The 20275-nt window shown below is 74.3% G+C and carries 8 protein-coding genes; 6 read left to right on the forward strand and 2 right to left on the reverse strand.

Annotation, left to right across the window (positions count from 1 at the left end; translation table 11 throughout):
• The 6 genes from ABWI04_RS34960 to ABWI04_RS34985 all read left to right on the forward strand — a co-directional run.
• Nucleotides 1-4613: non-ribosomal peptide synthetase (locus ABWI04_RS34960; RefSeq protein ID WP_353835081.1), on the forward strand; the 4613-nt coding region annotated here is incomplete at its 5' end.
• Nucleotides 4595-12319, forward strand: a complete 7725-nt coding sequence (locus ABWI04_RS34965) for a non-ribosomal peptide synthetase (protein ID WP_353835082.1) — start codon at nt 4595-4597, stop codon at nt 12317-12319. The genes ABWI04_RS34960 and ABWI04_RS34965, both read left to right, overlap by 19 nt.
• The gene (locus ABWI04_RS34970; RefSeq protein ID WP_353835083.1) at nt 12316-16269 is read left to right on the forward strand and encodes a non-ribosomal peptide synthetase; all 3954 of its coding nucleotides are present in this window, start codon (nt 12316-12318) and stop codon (nt 16267-16269) included. The genes ABWI04_RS34965 and ABWI04_RS34970 overlap by 4 nt, the downstream gene beginning before the upstream one ends.
• A gap of 22 nt (nt 16270-16291) precedes the next feature.
• Entirely contained in the window at nt 16292-16501 is a 210-nt protein-coding gene (locus ABWI04_RS34975; protein ID WP_345187580.1) for an MbtH family protein, read from the forward strand.
• A complete protein-coding gene (locus tag ABWI04_RS34980) occupies nt 16494-17153 on the forward strand; it encodes a GNAT family N-acetyltransferase (RefSeq protein WP_353835084.1) in 660 nt (219 codons plus the stop codon). Before ABWI04_RS34975 ends, ABWI04_RS34980 begins: the two co-directional genes overlap by 8 nt.
• Nucleotides 17150-17884: a thioesterase II family protein gene (locus ABWI04_RS34985; protein ID WP_345187576.1), complete on the forward strand. Its 735-nt coding sequence runs from the start codon at nt 17150-17152 to the stop codon at nt 17882-17884. Before ABWI04_RS34980 ends, ABWI04_RS34985 begins: the two co-directional genes overlap by 4 nt.
• Nucleotides 17885-17962: 78 nt before the next feature.
• Here the strand turns inward: ABWI04_RS34985 and ABWI04_RS34990 are convergent, their stop codons facing one another.
• Together ABWI04_RS34990 and ABWI04_RS34995 are read right to left on the reverse strand one after the other, a co-directional pair.
• Nucleotides 17963-19009 (reverse strand): S1 family peptidase, encoded by a 1047-nt coding sequence (locus ABWI04_RS34990; protein WP_345187574.1) that lies wholly within the window; start codon nt 19007-19009, stop codon nt 17963-17965.
• Between the two features lie 289 nt (nt 19010-19298).
• Nucleotides 19299-20275, reverse strand: a 977-nt coding sequence (locus ABWI04_RS34995) for a S1 family peptidase (RefSeq protein WP_353835085.1), incomplete at its 5' end; no start/stop codon positions are given.

The following is a 20275-nucleotide window of genomic DNA, read 5'->3' on the forward strand; positions in this document are numbered from 1 at the left end:
AGGCGCCGACCGTCGCCGCGCTCGCCGCCCTGCTCGGGCGCGGCGCCGCGCCCGCGCGCCCCGCGCTGGAGCGGCGCGAACGCCCGGACGTGATCCCCACGTCCTACGCGCAGCAGCGGCTCTGGTTCCTCAACCGGTTCGAGGGACCGTCCGCCACCTACAACATGCCGACCGCGCTGCGCATCCGCGGCCCGCTGGACGTGGAGGCGCTCCGCGCCGCCGTCGGCGACCTCGTCGAGCGGCACGAGTCGCTCCGCACCGTTCTGCCCGACAGCGGGGGAGTGCCGCGCCAGCTCATCCTGGACGCGGCCGCGGCGCGGCCCGAGCTGGTGATCACCGACACCACCGAGGCGGAGCTGCCGGCGCGGCTCGCCATGGCCGCCGGGTACGCGTTCGACATCTCCGCCGAACCGCCGCTGCGCGCCCACCTGTTCCGGGTCGGGCCGCGGGACCACGTCGTGCTGCTGCTGATGCACCACATCGCGGCGGACGGCTGGTCGATGGCGCCGCTGGCCCGGGATGTGATCCTCGCTTACGCGGCGCGTGCGGAGGGTCGGGAGCCGCAGTGGTCGCCGTTGCCCGTGCAGTATGCGGACTACACGCTCTGGCAGCGGGAGTTGTTCGGTTCGGAGGATGATCCGGGCAGCTTGATCTCGCAGCAGATCGGTTACTGGCGTGAGGCGTTGGCGGGGTTGCCGGAGGAGTTGTCGCTGCCGGCCGACCGGCCGCGCCCGGCGCAGGCGTCCTACCGGGGCGGGACCGCCAGGTTCCGGCTCGGCGCCGGAATCCGCGCGGGCCTGCAGAAGATCGCGCAGGAGACCGGCGCCAGCCCGTTCATGGTCGCGCAGGCGGCGTTCGCGGCGCTGCTGACGCGGCTGGGCGCGGGGACGGACGTGCCGGTCGGGTCGCCGATCGCGGGCCGGACCGACGAGGCGCTGGACGACCTGGTCGGCATGTTCGTCAACATGCTCGTCTTCCGCACCGACACCTCCGGGGACCCGTCGTTCCGGGAGCTGGTCGCCCGGGTGAAGGAGACCGACCTCGCCGCCTACGCCCACCAGGACGTCCCGTTCGAGCGGCTCGTCGAGGTGCTCAACCCGCCCCGTCACCTCGCCCGCCACCCGCTGTTCCAGGTCGGGCTGACGTTCCAGAACAACCCGGCGGCGCGGCTGGAGATGCCCGGCTTCGCCGCCGAGGTGGAACCGCTCACCGCCGGGGTGTCCCGCTTCGACCTCCTGATGATCCTCACCGAGCGGGAGGACGGGCTCGACGGCGAGCTGGAGTACGCGCTCGACCTCTACGACCCGGCCACCGCGCGCGGCCTCGTCGAGCGGTTCGAGCGGTACCTGGAGTCGCTGCTCGCCGACCCCGACGCCCCCATCGGCGCCCCCGACGTCCTGTCGCCGCGGGAGCGCTCGCTGGTCCTCGGCGACTGGGCGGGCGGATCGGCGCGCCCTGCCGGACGGGCCACGATCCCCGCGCTGTTCGAGGCGCAGGCGGCGGTTCGTCCGGGTGCGGTGGCGGTGTCGTTCGAGGGTGTGTCGTGGACGTATGGGGAGGTGAACGCGAGGGCGAATCGTCTGGCTCGGCGGCTGGTGGAGAAGGGTGCGGGGCCTGAGCAGTTCGTGGCCTTGGCTCTGCCGCGTTCGGCGGAGCTGGTGGTGGCGATCCTCGGAGTGCTCAAGGCGGGGGCGGCCTACGTCCCGATCGATCCGGACTACCCGCAGGACCGCATCGCCTCCATGCTCGAAGACGCCCACCCGGTCCTGACCTTGCGCCCCGAGGACCTCGCCGATCTGGACGCGTCCGGGTACGACGACGGCGACCTCGGCATCACGATCTCCCCGGACCACCCCGCGTACGTGATCTACACGTCGGGTTCGACGGGGCGTCCGAAGGGTGTGGTGGTTCCGCACCAGAATGTGGTGCGGTTGCTGCGTTCGACCGAGGAGTGGTTCGACTTCGGTCCGCAGGACGTCTGGACCCTGTTCCACTCCTATGCGTTCGACTTCTCGGTGTGGGAGCTGTGGGGTGCGCTGCTCTACGGGGGCAGGCTCGTCGTCGTTCCCTACCTGACCTCGCGTTCGCCGGACGACTTCCTCGCTCTCCTGGAGAGGGAGCGGGTGACGGTCCTCAACCAGACCCCGTCGGCCTTCTACCAGTTGATGGCGGCCGATAAGCAGAACCCGGGCAGGGACCTCGCTCTGCGCTACATCGTCTTCGGCGGTGAGGCGCTCGACCTGGGGCGCCTGGAGGACTGGTACTCCCGCCATGACGAGAACGCGCCGGTCCTGGTCAACATGTACGGGATCACCGAGACGACCGTGCACGTCTCGTACGTGGCGCTGGACCGCGCCTATGCGGCGACCGCGCCTGGCAGCGTCATCGGTGTCGGCATTCCGGACCTGCGCGTCTACGTCCTGGACGGCCGTCTCCAGCCGGTCCCGCCCGGTGTCGTCGGCGAGTTGTACGTCGCGGGGCCGGGTCTGGCGCGCGGGTACCTGAACCGTCCCGGCCTGTCCGCCGAGCGGTTCGTCGCCGACCCGCACGGCGAGCCAGGCACCCGCATGTACCGGACGGGCGACGTGGGCCGGTGGCTGGCCGGAGGCCGTCTCGAATACCTCGGGCGCGGCGACCGGCAGGTGCAGCTGCGCGGCTTCCGGATCGAGCCGGGCGAGATCGAGTCGGCGCTGGTCCGCCACGAGGCGGTCACGGACGCCGCTGTGATCGTCCGGGACGACCGGCTCGTCGCCTACGTGGCGGGCAGCGGAGCCGATGCCGCCGAGCTGCGCCGGTTCGTCGGCAGAGAACTGCCCGACTACATGGTTCCGGCGGCCGTCGTGGAGCTGGACGCTCTGCCGCTGACCTCGAACGGCAAGCTGGACCGCAAAGCGCTTCCTGCGCCGGACTTCGGGGCGAAGGTGTCGTCGCGGGCGCCGCGCACCGAGCAGGAGGAGACGCTCGCGCGCCTGTTCGCCGAGGTTCTGGGGTTGGAGCGGGTCGGGATCGACGACGGGTTCTTCGATCTGGGCGGCGACTCCATCATCGCGATCCAGCTCGTCTCCCGCGCCCGCCAGTCCGGCCTGGTCATCACGCCCCGCGAGGTCTTCCAGCACCAGACCGTCGAAGAGCTCGCCGCCACCGCCGAACCGGTCGGCGAGGGCAAGGAGATCGAGGCGGAGGCGCCGGGCGCCGGGGTCGGGCCCGTCCCCCTCACACCGATCATCGCCTGGCTGCGCGACCGGGTGGGCGGCGACGCGTCGCTGATCAGCGGATTCCACCAGGCGATGCTGCTGCGCACCCCGCCCGGCCTCGGCGCGGAGCGGCTGGCCGCCGCGCTGGCGGTCCTGCTCGACCACCACGACGTCCTGCGCCTGCGCCTCGACACCGGCGGCGGCCGGTGGCGGCCGGTCGTCCGCCCGCCGGGCTCGGTCGACGCCGCCGCCCTCGTCACCCGCGTCGACGTCGCGGGACTGGACGGCGACAAGGTCCAGGCGGTCGTCGCCGAGCAGGCCGCCGCCGCCCGCGACCGCCTCGACCCGGCCGCCGGGACGGTCGCGCAGCTCGTCTGGTTCGACGCCGACCGCGAGCAGGGACGCCTCCTCGTCGTCCTGCACCACCTGGTCGTGGACGGCGTGACCTGGCGCATCCTCCTGCCCGACCTCGTCACCGCCTGGGCCGGGGGAGAACTCCAGCCGGTCGGGACGTCCTTCCGCCGCTGGGCGCAGAAGCTCACCGCCGCCGAGCGGAGCGCACAGGACCTGGAGGACTGGCTCGACATCGTCGACGGCCCGCCGCAGAAGCTCGCGGACCGCCCGCTCGACCCGCGCGCGGACATCGCGGCCCGCGCCCGCTCCCTCACCCTCGACCTGCCCGCCGACGTGACCGGGCCCCTGCTCACCGAGGTCCCGGCCGCGTTCCACGGGCGCGCCAACGACGTGCTGCTCACCGGCCTCGCCCTCGCCGTCGCCCAGTGGCGCAGGCGCCGCGGCGGGCGCGGCACCGGCGTGCTGGTCGACCTCGAAGGCCACGGCCGCGAGGACTCCGTGCCGGGCGTGGACGTCTCGCGCACGGCCGGCTGGTTCACCTCGATCCACCCCGTCCGGCTGGACGCGGGGGGCGCGACCGGCGGCGCGGCCGTCAAGAAGGTCAAGGAGCAGCTGCGCGCCGTCCCGGACGTCCTCGGCTACGGCCTGCTGCGCCACGTGGACGGCGACGAGGAGCTCGCCGAGGTCCCGCGGGCGCAGATCGCGTTCAACTACCTCGGCCGGATCGCGGACGGCGGCGACGGCGGGGACTGGACGCTCGCGCCCGAGGAGCTGCCCGCCGGGGAGGACCCCCTCATGCCGATGGCGCACGCCCTGGAGGTCAACGCCCTCACCCGGGACCTGCCCGCGGGCCCGGTGCTGTCGGCGACCTGGACATGGCCCGGCGGGCTGCTGGACTCCGCCGACGTCCGGGAGCTGGCCGAGGGCTGGTTCGCGGCGCTGCGCGGCCTCGTCGCGGACGTCGCCGGCGGCGCGGCCGGCGGGTTCACCCCGTCCGACCTGCTGGTGGAGCTGGACCAGGGCGAGATCGACAAGCTGCAGACCGCGTGGAGGCAGAAGAAGTGAACCGGGGCGACCTCGAGGACATCCTGCCGCTGTCGCCGCTGCAGCAGGGCTTCTTCTTCCACGCCCTCTTCGACGCCGGCGACGGCGACGTCTACACGGCCCAGCTCGTCCTGGACCTGGAGGGCCCCCTCGACGTCGCCGCGCTGCGGACCGCAGCCGAGACGCTGCTGCGCCGCCATCCCAACCTGCGCGCCGCGTTCTGGCACGAGGACCTGTCGCGGCCCGTGCAGGTCGTGCCGCGCACCGTCGCGCTGCCGTGGGAGGAGATCGCCGCCGACGGCGCCGGGGCCGACGCCGTCGTGCTGCGGGAACGGGCGCGCGGCTTCGACATGACCGCGCCGCCGCTGCTGCGGTTCGTCCTCGTCCGCATGGGCCCCGAGCGGTATCGGCTGATCTTCACCAACCACCACATCCTGCTGGACGGCTGGTCCACGCCGATCATGGTGACCGAGCTGTTCCTGCTGTACATGCAGGGCGGCCACGACGCCGGGATGCCCCGCGTCACCCCCTACAAGAACTACCTGGCCTGGCTCTCCCGCCAGGACCGCGCGGCCGCCGAGGACGCCTGGCGCCGCGCGCTGGACGGCGTGGAGGAGCCCGGACTCGTCGCTCCCGCGGCCGCCGCCCGCGCGCCCGAACCGCCCGAGCGCACGACCACCGCGCTGGACGAGCGCGCCACCCGCCGCCTCACCCGCGCCGCCCGCCGCCACGGCGTCACGCTGAGCACCGTCCTGCAGGGCGCCTGGGGACTCGTCCTCGGACGGCTCCTCGGCAGGGGGGACGTGGTGTTCGGCGCGACCGTCTCCGGCCGTCCCCCCGAGCTGCCGGGCATCGAGCAGATGATCGGCCTCTTCATCAACACGCTGCCGGTCCGCGTCCGGTACCGGCTGGACGAGCCGCTCGGCGCGCTGATGGAGCGGCTCCAGGACGAGCAGACCGAGCTGCTCGCCCACCACCATCTCGGCCTCACCGACATCCAGCGGGCGGCGGGCCACGGCGGCGCGCTGTTCGACACGATGACGGTGCTGGAGAACTACCCGTTCGACCCGTCCTCGATGGACGGCTCCCTCAACGGCGTCCGCATCGCCGGGGCCGACTCCTACGACGCCACCCACTTCCCCCTGTCCTTCGTCGCCGTCCCGGGCGAGAGCCTCTCGCTCCGCCTGCACTACCGGCCCGACGTCTTCGAGGCGCCCGCCGTGGAGGCGCTGCTCGCGCGCGTCCGCCGCTTCCTGGAGGCGTTCGCCGAGGACGCGGACCAGATGATCGGCGCGGTGGACCTCGCGGACGGCGCCGAACGAGCGAACCTCGCCGCCTGGAACGACACCGCCTGGAACGACACCGCCGCCGACGCTCCGTCGGGCACCCTCGCGGCCCTGTTCGAGGCCCAGGCCGCCCGCACCCCGGACGAGACCGCCCTCGTCTGCGGCGACGCCCGGCTGACCTACGCCGAGCTGAACGCGCGCGCCAACCGCCTCGCGCACGAGCTGATCGCGCGGGGCGTCGGCCCCGAGGACCGCGTCGCGCTCGTCCTGCCGCGCACCCCCGAGATCGTCGTCGCGATCCTCGGGGTCCTGAAGGCGGGCGCCGCGTACGTGCCCGTCGACCCCGAGTACCCGGCCGATCGCGTCGCCTCCACGCTGGACGACTGCCGCCCGGTGCTGACCATCACCGCCGGCGACTTCCCGGACGCCGCGGGCCGGCCCTCCCACGACCCCGCCGACGGGGAGCGGGTCCGGAGCCTCCGGGCGGACAACGCCGCCTACGTCATCTACACGTCGGGATCCACCGGACGCCCCAAGGGCGTGACCGTCCCGCACTCGGGCGTGCTCAACTACTTCGAGGCCCACCGGGACGCGTTCTTCGACCCGCTCGTCGAGTCCGCCGGCGGCCGCCGGATGCGGTTCGCCCACCTGGCGTCGTTCTCGTTCGACACGTCCTGGATGGGCCTGCTGTGGATGATGTACGGCCACGAGCTGCACCTCATCGACGACGAGACCCGCCGCGACGTGGAGGCCTACACCGCGTACGTTGCGCGCGCGCGGATCGACCTGGTGAACACCACCCCGTCGCACTTCACCTCGCTCCGCGAGGCGGGGCTGCTGGACGCCGACGGCCGGCACCGGCCCTCGCAGCTCCTCCTCGGCGGCGAGGCGATCAGCGAGAGCCTGTGGACGGAGCTGCGGGCCGTCCCCGGCCTCACCGCCCGCAACTTCTACGGGCCCACCGAGTCGACCGTCGACACCATGAACGCGGCGGTCGCCGACAGCGACCGCCCGACCGTCGGCGCGCCCCAGCGGGGCACCCGGGCCTACGTGCTCGACCGCGCGCTCCAGCCCGTCCCGGCCGGCGTCCCCGGCGAGCTGTACCTCGCGGGCGCGCAGCTCGCGCGCGGCTACCACGACCGGCCCGGCCTGTCCGCCGAGCGCTTCGTCGCCGACCCGTTCGGCGCGCCCGGCGACCGCATGTACCGCACCGGGGACCTCGCCCGGTGGCGGCCGGACGGGACGGTCGAGTACCTCGGCCGCGCCGACGACCAGGTGAAGATCCGCGGCTTCCGGGTGGAGCCGGGGGAGATCGAGAACGTCCTCGCCGGATGCCCCGGCGTCGCGCGGGCCGCCGTCGTCGTCCGCGAGGACCGCCCGGGCGACCGGCGCCTCGCCGCCTACCTCGTCGGGCCCGACGCCGACGCCGCCGCCGTCCGGCGGTACGCGGCCGAGCGGCTCCCCGACTACATGGTCCCCTCGTTCACCGTCCTGGACGCGCTGCCGCTCACCGTGAACGGCAAGCTCGACCGGGCCGCGCTGCCCGCGCCCGACGCCGGCGCCGCCGCCGGCCGCGCGCCGCGCTCGCCCCGGGAGGAGATCCTCTGCGGCCTGTTCGCCGAGGTCCTCGGGGTGCCGAGGGTCGGCGTGGACGACGGCTTCTTCGACCTCGGCGGCGACTCCCTCACCGCGACCCGCCTCGTCAGCCGGATCCGCTCCGCGCTCGGCGCCGAGCTGCCCGTCCGGGCGCTGTTCGAGGCGCCCACCGCGGCGGGCCTCGCCGGACGGCTCGCCGAGGCGGACGGGGACGTCCGCCCGCCGCTGGTGCGCGCCGAGCGTCCGGACGTCGTCCCGCTGTCGTACGCGCAGCAGCGGCTCTGGTTCCTCAACCGGTTCGAGGGCGCCCCCGCGGCGTTCAACATGCCGATCGCGCTGCGCCTGGACGGCGCGCTCGACCTCGCCGCGCTGCGCGCCGCGCTGGCCGACGTCGCGGCGCGCCACGAGCCCCTCCGCACGATCTTCCCCGACCGGTCGGGGACCGCCCGGCAGCTCGTCCTCGACCCCGCCGACGCCCGCCCCCGCCTCGACGTCGCGGAGGTGGAGGAGAGCGCGCTGCCCGCGGCGCTGGCCGCGACGGTCGGGCAGGGCTTCGACCTGTCGGTGGAGCCGCCGCTGCGCGCCCGCCTGTTCGCCCTCGGCGGCGGCGCGCACGTCCTCATGCTCGTCCTACACCACATCGCGGCGGACGGCTGGTCGATGGCGCCGCTGGCCCGGGACGTGATCCTCGCTTACGCGGCGCGTGCGGAGGGTCGGGAGCCGCAGTGGTCGCCGTTGCCCGTGCAGTATGCGGACTACACGCTCTGGCAGCGGGAGTTGTTCGGTTCGGAGGATGATCCGGGCAGCTTGATCTCGCAGCAGATCGGTTACTGGCGTGAGGCGTTGGCGGGGTTGCCGGAGGAGTTGTCGCTGCCGGCCGACCGGCCGCGCCCGGCGCAGGCGTCCTACCGGGGCGGAACGTACGCGTTCGAGCTGGACGCCGAACTCCACGCCGAACTCCTGGCCCTCGCCCGGCAGAGCGGCGCGACACTCTTCATGGTCATGCAGGCGGCGTTCGCGGCGCTGCTGACGCGGCTGGGAGCGGGGACGGACGTGCCGGTCGGGTCGCCGATCGCGGGCCGGACCGACGAGGCGCTGGACGACCTGGTCGGCATGTTCGTCAACATGCTCGTCCTGCGCACCGACACCTCCGGGGACCCGTCGTTCCGGGAGCTGGTCGCCCGGGTGAAGGAGACCGACCTCGCCGCCTACGCCCACCAGGACCTGCCGTTCGAGCGGCTCGTCGAGGTGCTCAACCCGGCGCGGTCGATGGCGCGGCACCCGCTGTTCCAGGTCGTCCTGTCCTTCCAGAACAACCCCGAGGCGCGGCTCGAACTGGACGGCCTGACCGGCGGCGCCGAGCCCCTGGCGGCGGGCACCGCCAAGTACGACCTGTCCCTCTACCTGGAGGAGCGCCACGGCGCCGACGGCGCGCCCGGCGGCATCGAGGCCGGCCTCGAATACGCCCTCGACCTCTTCGACCCCGCCACCGCCGAGGCGATCGCCCGGCGGTTCGAGCGCCTCGTCCGCGAACTGGTCGCCGACCCCGACGCGCCCGTCACCACCGCCGAGATCCTCGACCGCGGCGAACGGCGCACGCTGCTGCGCCGCTGGGCGGGCGGCAGGGGCGGCGAGGCCCCGCGCACGACGATCCCCGCGCTGTTCGAGGCGCAGGCGGCGGTTCGTCCGGGTGCTGTGGCGGTGTCGTTCGAGGGTGTGTCGTGGACGTATGGGGAGGTGAACGCGAGGGCGAATCGTCTGGCTCGGCGGCTGGTGGAGCAGGGGGTGGGGCCTGAGCAGTTCGTGGCTTTGGCTCTGCCGCGTTCGGCGGAGCTGGTGGTGGCGATCCTCGGAGTGCTCAAGGCGGGGGCGGCTTACCTCCCGATCGATCCGGACTACCCGCAGGACCGCATCGCCTCCATGCTCGAAGACGCTCGTCCTGCCGCGACCTTGCGTCCGGAGGACTTGGAGGGGCTGGACGACCCGGGTCTTCCCGCTACCGACCTCGGTCTCGCCATCGACCCCGACCATCCGGCTTACGTGATCTACACGTCGGGTTCGACGGGGCGTCCGAAGGGTGTGGTGGTTCCGCATCAGAACGTGGTGCGGTTGCTGCGTTCGACCGAGGAGTGGTTCGACTTCGGTCCGCAGGACGTCTGGACGCTGTTCCATTCGTATGCGTTCGACTTCTCAGTGTGGGAGCTGTGGGGTTCCCTGCTGTACGGCGGCAGGCTCGTCGTCGTCCCCTACCTGACGTCCCGTTCGCCGGACGACTTCCTGGACTTGCTCGCGGCCGAGAAGGTCACCGTCCTCAACCAGACCCCGTCGGCCTTCTACCAGTTGATGGCGGCCGACAAGCAGAACCCGGGCAGGGACCTCGCTCTGCGCTACATCGTCTTCGGCGGTGAGGCACTCGACCTGGGACGCCTGGAGGACTGGTACTCCCGGCACCCGGAGGACGCCCCCGTCCTGGTCAACATGTACGGGATCACCGAGACCACCGTGCACGTCTCCTACCTCGCCCTCGACCCCGTCCACGCGGCCACGGCGGCGGGGAGCCTCATCGGCGTCGGCATTCCGGACCTGCGCGTCTACGTCCTGGACGGCCGTCTCCAGCCGGTCCCGCCCGGCGTCGTCGGCGAGTTGTACGTCGCGGGGCCGGGCCTGGCGCGCGGGTATCTGAACCGTCCTGGCCTGTCCGCCGAGCGGTTCGTCGCCGACCCGCACGGGAAGCCCGGCACCCGCATGTACCGCACGGGCGACCTCGGCCGCTGGCGCACCGACGGGACCCTCGACTACCTCGGGCGCGGCGACCAGCAGGTGCAGCTGCGCGGCTTCCGGATCGAACCGGGCGAGATCCAGGCCGTCCTGACCAGGCACGAGGACGTCCGCGACGCCGCCGTCGTGGTCCGCGACGACCGCCTCATCGCCTACGTCGTCGCGCCCGGAGCCGACACCGCCGAGCTGCGCCGCTTCGCCGCGAAGGCCCTGCCCGACCACATGGTTCCGGCGGCCGTCGTGGAGCTGGACGCTCTGCCGCTGACCTCGAACGGCAAGCTGGACCGCAAGGCGCTCCCCGCCCCCGATTTCGGGGCGAAGGTGTCGTCGCGGGCGCCGCGCACCGAGCAGGAGGAGACATTCGCGCGCCTGTTCGCCGAAGTCCTGGGGTTGGAGCGGGTCGGGATCGACGACGGGTTCTTCGACCTGGGCGGCGACTCCATCATCGCGATCCAGCTCGTCTCCCGCGCCCGCCAGTCCGGCCTGGTCATCACGCCCCGCGAGGTCTTCCAGCACCAGACCGTCGAAGAACTCGCCGCCACCGCCAAGCCGGTCGGCGAGGGTGAGCAGACCGAGGCGGAGGCGCCGGGCGCGGGCATCGGCCGCGTCCCCGCCACCCCGATCATGCGCTGGTTCCAGGAGCTGCACGGCCCCGTCGACGGCTACAGCCAGCGCATGCTGCTCCAGGTCCCGCCGGACCTCGGCACGGAGCGGCTGACCGCCGCGCTCCAGACGCTCCTGGACCACCACGACATGCTCCGCCTGCGCGTGGACGGCGCCGAGTTCGAGGTCGCCGAGCCCGGCGCCGTCGACGCCGCGCCCCTCGTCCGCCGCGTGGACGTCGCCGGGCTCGCCGCCGCGGACCTGCGCGCCGTGCTCGCCGCCGAGGCCGAGGTCGCCCGCCGCGCCCTCGACCCGGCCGCCGGGACCATGGCGCGGCTCGTCTGGTTCGACGCGGGGCCCGCCGCGTCCGGGCGGCTCCTGCTCACCGTCCACCACCTGGCCGTGGACGGCGTCTCGTGGCGGATCCTCCTGCCCGACCTGGTCACGGCCTGGGCCGGGGGCGGTCTCGACCCCGTCCCGACCTCGTTCCGCCGCTGGGCGCAGCGCCTCGCCGCCGAGGCGTCCGACCCCGCCCGCACGGCGGAGCTGCCGCTCTGGGAGGACGTCCTCGCCACCCCCGACCCCGTTCTCGGCGCCCGGCCGCTGGACCCGGCCGCCGACACCTTCGGGACGGCCCGGCACCTCACCCTCGACCTGCCCGCCGACGTGACCGGGCCGCTGCTCACCGACGTGCCCGCCGCGTTCCACGGGCGCGCCAACGACGTGCTGCTCACCGGCCTCGCCCTCGCCGTCGCCGAATGGCGGCGCGAGCGGGGCGCGTCCGAGGACACGGCGGTCCTCATCGACCTCGAGGGGCACGGCCGCGAGGAGATCGTCCCCGGCGTCGACCTGTCCCGCACCGCCGGCTGGTTCACCTCCATCTACCCGGTGCGCCTGGACGCGGGCCTGGTCGAGCCAGCCGACGTCCGCGAGGGCGGCCAGGCCGTGGGCACCGCCCTCAAGCGGGTCAAGGAGCAGCTCCGCGAGATCCCCGACAACGGCATCGGGTACGGGCTGCTCCGCCACCTCAACCCGGCGGCCGGCGAGCGGCTGCGCGGCCGCCCGCAGATCGCGTTCAACTACCTCGGCCGCTCCGCCACGCCCGAGGCCACCGACTGGGGGCCGGCCGGCCAGGCCGACGGCGACGCCCTCGGCGCCGGCCAGGACGCCGCGCTCGGCCTCGTCCACGCGATCGAGGTCAACGCGCACACCCGCGAGCTGCCCGGCGGCCCCGAGCTGTCCGCGACGTGGACGTGGGCCGGCGACCTGTTCGACGGCGACGCGATCGAGGACCTCGCCGGCCGCTGGTACGCGGCGCTGCGCGGCCTCGTCGCGCACGTCGCCGGCGCCGCCGAGGGCCCCGTCGGCGGGTTCACCCCGTCGGACCTTTCCCTGGTGGACGTCAGCCAGGACGAGATCGACGAGCTCGCCGCCGAGCTCGACGGCGAATGGGAGCTGGAGTGAGCAGGTCGCAGCTTGAGGACATCCTCCCGCTCTCCCCGCTGCAGGAGGGGCTGTTCTTCCACGCCCTCTACGGCTCCGGCCACGACGTCTACACCGCGCAGATCGTGTTCGACCTGCACGGCCCGCTGGACGCGGACGCGCTGAAGGCCGCCGCGGCGGCGCTGCTGCGCCGGCACGCGAACCTGCGGGCCGGGTTCCGGCAGCGCAAGGAGGGCTCACCGGTCCAGGTCGTCCAGCGCACGGTGCGGCTGCCGTGGCAGGACGAGGACCTGTCGGCCCTGCCCGGACCCGAACGCGAGGCCAGGGCCCGCGAACTGGCCGCCGCCGAACGCGCCCGCCCGTTCGACATGGCGAGGCCGCCGCTGCTGCGCTTCATGCTCATCAGGCTCGCGGACGGCCTGCACCGCATGGTCTTCACCAACCACCACATCCTGCTGGACGGCTGGTCCACGCCCGTCCTGCAGACCGAGCTGTTCGCGCTCTACCTCGCCGGGGGCGACGACACCGGCATGCCGCGCGTCGCCCCCTACAAGAACTACCTGGCCTGGCTCGCCGCGCAGGACCGCGCCGCCGCCGAGGACGCCTGGCGCCGCGCCCTCGACGGCGTCCACGAGCCCACGCTCGTCGCGCCCGGCGCGCCCGAGCCGGACTCCGGCGACGGCACGCCGGGACGCGTCCGCACCCGCCTCACCGAGGAGCTCACCTCCGCGCTCAACGCGCGCGCCCGCGCCCAGGGCGTCACGCTGAACACGGTCGTGCAGCTCGCCTGGGCGGCGCTGCTCAGCGGCCTCACCGGCGCGGACGACGTCGTGTTCGGGGCGGCCGTCTCCGGCCGCCCGCCGGAGCTCCCCGGCGTCGAGCAGATGATCGGCCTGTTCATCAACACGCTGCCGATCCGCGTCCGGGTCCGCCCCGCCGACACCGTCGCCGAGGCGCTCGCCCGCCTCCAGGACGAGCAGGCCGCGCTGATGCCGCACCACCACCTCGGGCTGGCCGACATCCAGCGCCTCACGGGCACCGGGACGCTGTTCGACACCATGACCGTCCTGGAGAACTACCCGTTCGACCCGGACGCCGCCGGCGCCGACCTCGGCGGGCTGACCCTCCGCGACGTGGACGGGTACGACGCCACCCACTACCCGCTGACGTTCGCCGCCGTCCCCGGCCGCCGCCTGTCCCTGCGCATCGACCACCGCCCCGACCTGTTCGGCCGGGACGACGCCGAGCGGCTGATGCGGCGCCTCCTGCGCATCCTGGACGCGGTCGCGCACCGGCCGCACCTGCCGCTCGGCCGCATCCCGGTCCTGGACGACGAGGAACGCGCCGACGTCCTGCGGAACTGGCAGGGGGCCCGGACGGACCGCGCCCCCGGCACCCTCACCGGCCGGTTCGCCGCGCAGTGCGCGAAGAACCCGGACGCGACCGCCCTCCGCGCGGCCGGGGAGCCGATCGCCTACGCGGAGCTGGACGCCCGCGCGAACCGGCTGGCGCACCGGCTGATCGAACTGGGCGTCGGCCCGGAGACGTGCGTCGCCCTCCTGCTCGAACGGTCCGCCGACGTCGCCGTCGCGTCCCTGGCGGTCCTCAAGGCGGGCGGCGCCTACGCGCCCGTCCACCCCGGCCAGCCGCCGGAGCGGATCGCGTGGGCGGTCCGCGAGGCCGGCGCGCCCGTCCTGGTCGTCGACGGCGCCATGCGCGACCGGGCCGCCGCCCTCGGCGCCGCCGCGCGGATCGTCGCCGTGGACGACCCGGACCTCGCCGGCGCGCCGGACACCGACCCGGGGGTGCCGTGCCACCCGGACCAGCTCGCCTTCGTGTTCTTCACCTCGGGTTCCACCGGCCTGCCGAAGGGCGTCATGGTGACGCACCGCGACGCCGTCGCCCTCGCCACCGACGGACGGCTGCGGGGCGGCGCCCACGACCGGGTCCTCGTCCACTCCTCGCACGCGTTCGACGCGTCGACCTACGAGCTGTGGACGCCGCTGCTGAACGGCGGCACGGCCGTCATCGCGCCCCCCGGCCACCTGGACGCCGCCGCGCTGCAGGAGGTCATCGAGACCGAGGACGTCACCGCCGCCTTCCTCACCACCACCCTGTTCAACCTCGTCGGCGAGGAGCGCCCGCACGCCTTCGCCCGGCTCCGCGAGGTGCTGACCGGCGGGGAGGCCGGGTCGCCCGCCGCGATGCGCAAGGTCCTCGCCGCCTGCCCGGACACCGAGCTCGTCCACGTGTACGGGCCCACCGAGGCCACCACGTACGCGACCGCCGCGCCGCTGCGCGGGCCCCTCGCCGACCCGGCGGAGCGCACGCCGGTGCTCGGCCGCCCCTACGACGACATGCGCGTCTACGTGCTGGACCAGGGGCTGCGCCCCGTCCCGCCCGGCGTCGTCGGCGAGGCCTACCTCGCGGGCGCCGGCGTCGCCCGCGGCTACCTGCGGCGGCCCGCGCTCACCGCCGAACGGTTCGTCGCCGACCCGTTCGGCGCGCCCGGCGACCGCATGTACCGGACCGGCGATCTCATGCGGTGGCGGCTCGACGGGAACCTGGAGTACGTCGACCGCGCCGACCTCCAGGTCAAGATCCGCGGCTTCCGGATCGAGCTGGGCGAGGTCGAGGCGGCGATCGCCGCGCACCCCGGCGTCGCCAACGTGGCCGTCGTCGCCCGCGAGGAGGCGTCCGGCGCCAAGGCGCTCGTCGCCTACGTCATCGCGCCCGCTCTGGCCTCCCCGGAGGACGGGACCCCGGAGAGCGCCGGGGAGAGGCGGCCGACGGACGGCCTGCGCGAGTTCGTCCGGGCACGGCTGCCGGAGTACATGGTGCCCGCCGCGTTCGTCCGGCTGGACACGTTCCCCGTCGGCCCGACCGGCAAGCTCGACCGGCGCGCCCTGCCCGCCCCCGACTACGCCGCGGCCGGCGGCCGCGACCCGCGCACCCCCGAGGAGGAGCGGCTGTGCGGGCTGGTCGCGGACGTCCTCGGCCTCGACCGGGTCGCCGCCGACGTCAGCTTCTTCGACCTCGGCGGCGACAGCATCGCCGCGCTGAAGCTCTCCACCCGGGCCCGGCAGGCCGGGGTCGAGCTGACGCCCCGCGACGTGTTCACCCACCAGACCGTCGAGGCGCTCGCCAGGGCCGGGGACCCGGGCGACCGGATCGGCTTCGAGGTGCTGCTCCCGATCCGGACGCGCGGGTCCCGCCCGTCGGTGTTCTTCGTCCACCCGGCCGGCGGCCTCGCCTGGCCCTACCTGCAGTTCCAGCGGCACCTCGGGCCGGACCAGCCCGTCTACGGGCTGCAGGCCCGCGCGTTCACGCGGTCCGAGCTGCCGGAGTCGGTGGCGGAGATGGCCGGGGACTACCTGGAGCAGATCAGGTCGGTGCGGCCGTCCGGGCCCTACCACCTCGCGGGCTGGTCCCTCGGCGGCCTCGTCGCCTACGAGATGGCCGTCCGGCTCCAGGCCGAGGGCGAGACCGTCGGGCTCCTCGCGCTCATCGACTCCTACCACGGCCAGGACCTCGCGGGGGACGAGCGGGAGATCCTGCCCGAGCTGCTGCAGGGCATCGGCGTCGACGCCAGGGCGATCGCCCCGGACGGAAACCCCGACATGGAGCAGATCATGGGGATCCTCGCCGACCGCGACGACGCCCTCGCCACCCTCGGCGAGGACGACCTGGTCAACGTCTACCGCAACTACGAGAACGGGCTCCGGCAGGCCGGGGAGTACCGGCCGGGACGGTTCCGCGGCGACGTGGTGTTCTTCACCGCCCAGCGGGGCCGCACCGCGCAGTCGCCCACCGGGCCGTCCAACTGGGGGCCGCTCGTGGACGGCGAGATCGAGGACTACCCGGTCGACACCGAGCACCACCTGCTCATGGACCCGGGCCCGGCCGCAGAGATGGGCGCCGTCCTGGCCGCAAAGCTCGACAAACTCCACAGCGGAACGCGGGATCGCTGAAGCAGGCACGGAAAGGAACACCATGTCGAACCCCTTCGAGGACCCGGACGGCACCTACCTCGTGCTCGTCAACGACGAGGGCCAGCACTCCCTGTGGCCGTCCTTCGCCGAGGTCCCCGCTGGCTGGACGGTGGCCAAGGACGAGGACACCCGCCAGGCGTGCCTCGACTACGTCGACGAGAACTGGACGGACATGCGGCCGAAGAGCCTCGTCGAGGCCATGGGTGAGTGAGGCGGGCTGGAGGCCGCCGGAGACCGGGCGTCTGCGGATCCCCTCGGTCACCGAGTGGGAGATGGAGATGCTGGACGCCGCCGACCTGCGGCCCGCACCGCTACCGGGCGTCGAGATGACGTTCACCCTCGCCGGGCTGCCGTCCCCGGACGTCAGCCGCGCCCTCTACGCGACCGTCGGCGCCCGCGTCTGCTGGACCGACCGCTTCCCGTGGACGTACGAGCAGTGGCGGGCCTGGGTGGAGCGCCCGGAGCTGTCCACCTGGATCGCCATGGCCGAGGGCACGATCGCGGGCTTCTTCGAGATCGAGGCGCAGCCCCGCGGCGACACCGAGATCCACCTGGTGGGGCTCACCCCCGCGTTCGTCGGGCGCGGCTACGGCGGCTACCTCGTCGAGCAGTGCACCCGCCGCGCCTGGCAGCGCGGCGAGCTGTGGGCGCTCGCCGGCGGGCCCGCGACGCGCGTGTGGCTGCGCACCAGCAGCCTCGACCACCCGAACGCCATCGCCAACTACCGGAGGCGGGGCTTTAAGGTGGCGGCGGAGAGCACCGCGCCGAAGCTCGTGCCGGACCCGCGGGTCGCGCCGTGGCCGCTGCCGGGCGACCCCCGCGCGGAGTCCCGCAGACACGAGGAGGAGGAGTTGATCACGTGACCTGGTTCCGCTGCCCCGAGCCGCGCCCCTGGGCGTCGATGCGGCTGTTCTGCCTGCCGCACGCGGGCGGGTCGGCGGTGTTCTACCGGTCGTGGGCCAAGGAGGCCGGCCCAGCCGTCGAGGTCCAGGCCGTCCAGTACCCGGGGCGCGCCGACCGGATGGCGGACGCGTTCGTCACCGACGCCCGGCAGCTCGCCCGCCTCATCGCCGGCGCGATGGCGCCGCTGACGGACCGCCCCGCCGCGCTGTTCGGCCACAGCATGGGCGCCGTCCTCGCCTACGAGGTGGCCCGGCTGCTGGAGGAGCGGGGCGCCGCTCCCGTGCACGTGTTCGCCTCGGGGGCCCGCCCGCCCGACGACCGGGGCGACGAGCGCGTCGGCGACAAGGACGACGACGGCCTCGTCGCCGAGCTGGTGGGTCTCGGAGGAACCGACGCGGAACTGCTCGCGGAGCCGGAGCTGCGCGAGCTCGTCCTGCCGTACGTCCGCAACGACTTCACGCTGATCGAGCGGTACGCGCACCGGCCCGAGCCGCCGCTGACCGTCCCGGTGACCGCGATCATCGGGGACGCCGACCCGCACGTGGACCGGGAGCGGGCCCGCGGCTGGGAGCGCGCCACCCGCGGCCGGTTCGCGCTCCGGGTGCTTCCCGGCGGGCACTTCTACCTGGCCGAGCAGCGGTCCGCCGTGATCGCCGAGGTGCTGCGGACCCTGGAGGTCCCCGCCCTCTGACGTGGCGGACGGGCCGCCCCCACGGGAGTCCGTGGCGGGGGCGGCCCGTCGCTGAGGGGGAGCCTCCTGAGGGGTCGTCTAGTAGACGGACGCCCCGTACACCGACAGCGGCTCGGTGATGGGCTGGAAGAACGTCGTCCCGCCCGAGGAGCAGTTGCCGCTGCCGCCCGAGGTCAGGCCGAGCGCGGTGCTCCCGGCGAACAGGGAGCCGCCGCTGTCGCCCGGCTCGGCGCACACCGTGGTGCGGATGAGGCCGCTGACGCTGCCCTCCTGGTAGTTCACCGTCTGGTTGAGGGCGGTGACCTGACCGCTGTGCAGGCCGGTGGTGCTGCCACTGCGGTACACGGTCTGGCCGACGGAGGCGTTCCCCGCGCTGGTGATGTCGCGGGTGCCGCTGTAGAGGCTGACCGAGCCCTGCGTGTCGGTGGGCGTCGAGGAGTAGGTGACGATGCCGTAGTCGTTGCCGGGGAAGCTGCTGCCGGCGGTGCGGCCCAGCGTCCGGCCCGAGCTGTCGGTCCAGGTCGAACCGATGTTGGTGCAGTGCCCGGCCGTGATGAAGGCGTAGCCGCTTCCCCTCCTGACGTTGAAGCCCAGCGAGCAGCGGGCGCCGCCGGTGTAGATGGCCTCGCCGCCCCGGGTGAGCGTCTGGAACCTGCCGGCGACGCTCTCGGTGCGGACCGCCGCGCCCTGCCTGCTCGCGGCCGCGCGGACCTTCTTGAGCCGGGCGCCCTTGACCGTGCTGTCCACGCTGAGGACGACCTGGTTGCTCGCCGGGTCCACGGCCCAGGCGGTGCCCGGGACGGTCGCGTCGCGCTTGAGCGCGGCCTCGACCTTCTTCAGGTCCGCGCCGCTGCGCGCGACGGTGCGCGGCACCGCGCCCGCGGCGCGCACGGTCTGGGCGGCCTGAGCGTCGGTGACCGTGACGACCAGCTTGCCGTCCTTGAGGTAGGAGCCCGCGCTGCGGGTTCCGAGCTGGTGCGCCAGGGACGTCGCGAGGTCACCGGGAGCGGCGGGGGCGGCGGGGGACGCGGACGCGGTGGGAGCGGCGGCCAGGGTGGTGGCCACCAGGCCGGCCGCGGCCGTGGTGACGGCCGCGGCGCGGACGCGCCTGTGACGGATCTTCACTTGTGCCTCCACGGGGGATAGGGCGCACCCGAGTGGTGCGCCGGAGGTCATCGACATGGTGTAAGAACGGTCAAGGCGGGCGTAAGACGCAGAAGGTGACCAATTCGGCACGTTCGCGTTGGCACTCTCGGAGCGGCGTGCGTGGTCAGTCCGGCAATGCCCGACCGCGGCTCGCCGGGCGAGAACGAGGTTCGGCCCCGGTCCTTTCGCCGAAACGGCCAAAGGACCAGGGCCGAAACCCGCGTGGCCTCCCGCCGCCTGGGAGCTCCGGCGGGCCGCCGAGGGCCGGCTAGTAGATCTCGACCCCGAACGCCGACAGCGGCTCGGACACGGGCTGGAAGAACGTGACGCCGCCGGACGAGCAGTCGCCGCTGCCGCCCGAGGTCAGCCCGACCGCGCTCGACCCGGCGAACAGCGGGCCGCCGCTGTCGCCCGGCTCGGCGCACACCGTCGTCTGGATGAGGCCGCCGACGCTGCCCTCCTGGTAGTTCACCGTCTGGTCGAGCGCGGTGACCTGCCCGTCGTGGACGCCGGTGGTGCTGCCGCTGCGGGTCACGGTCTCGCCGACCGTGGCGTCGGCCGCGCCCGTGATGTCCTGGAACCCGCCGTCGACCGTGACGCCGCCCCGCGCGTCCTCCGGGGCGGAGGCGTACTTGACGAGGCCGTAGTCGTCGCCGGGGAAGCTGCTGCCGGCATTGCCGCCGAGCGTGCCCCCCGACCCGTCGGTCCACGTGGAGCCCGCCTCGGTGCAGTGCCCCGCCGTCAGGAAGTAGTACTCGCCTCCCTTCCTGACGTTGAAGCCGAGCGAGCAGCGGGCGCCGCCGGTGTAGATCGGGTCGCCGCCCGCGGTGAACATGCGGAACGTTCCCGCGACCCGCGTGGTGCGCACGGCCGCGCCCTGCTCGGCCGCGGCCCTGCGCACCTTCCTGAGCCCGGCTCCCCTGACCGTGCCGTCCATGGTGAGGACGACCTGGTTGGCGGCCGGGTCGACGGCCCAGGCGGTGCCCGGGACGGTCGCGTCGCGCTTGAGCGCGGCCATGACCTTCTTCAGGTCCGCGCCGCTGCGCGTGACGCTCTTCGGCACGGCACCGGCCGCGCGGACCGTCCGCGCGGCCTCGGCGTCGGTGACCGTGACGACGAGCTTCCTCGTCGCCCGGTCCACGTAGGCCCCGGCACTGCGGTCGCCGAGCCGCTGCGCGAGCTTCGCCGCCACCCGGCCGGTGTCGGGCGGTGCGGCGGCGCGCCCGCCGGGCGCGTCGAGGGTGG

The organism is Actinomadura sp. NPDC000929, assembly GCF_040492065.1.
Taxonomy (GTDB): domain Bacteria; phylum Actinomycetota; class Actinomycetes; order Streptosporangiales; family Streptosporangiaceae; genus Spirillospora; species Spirillospora verrucosospora.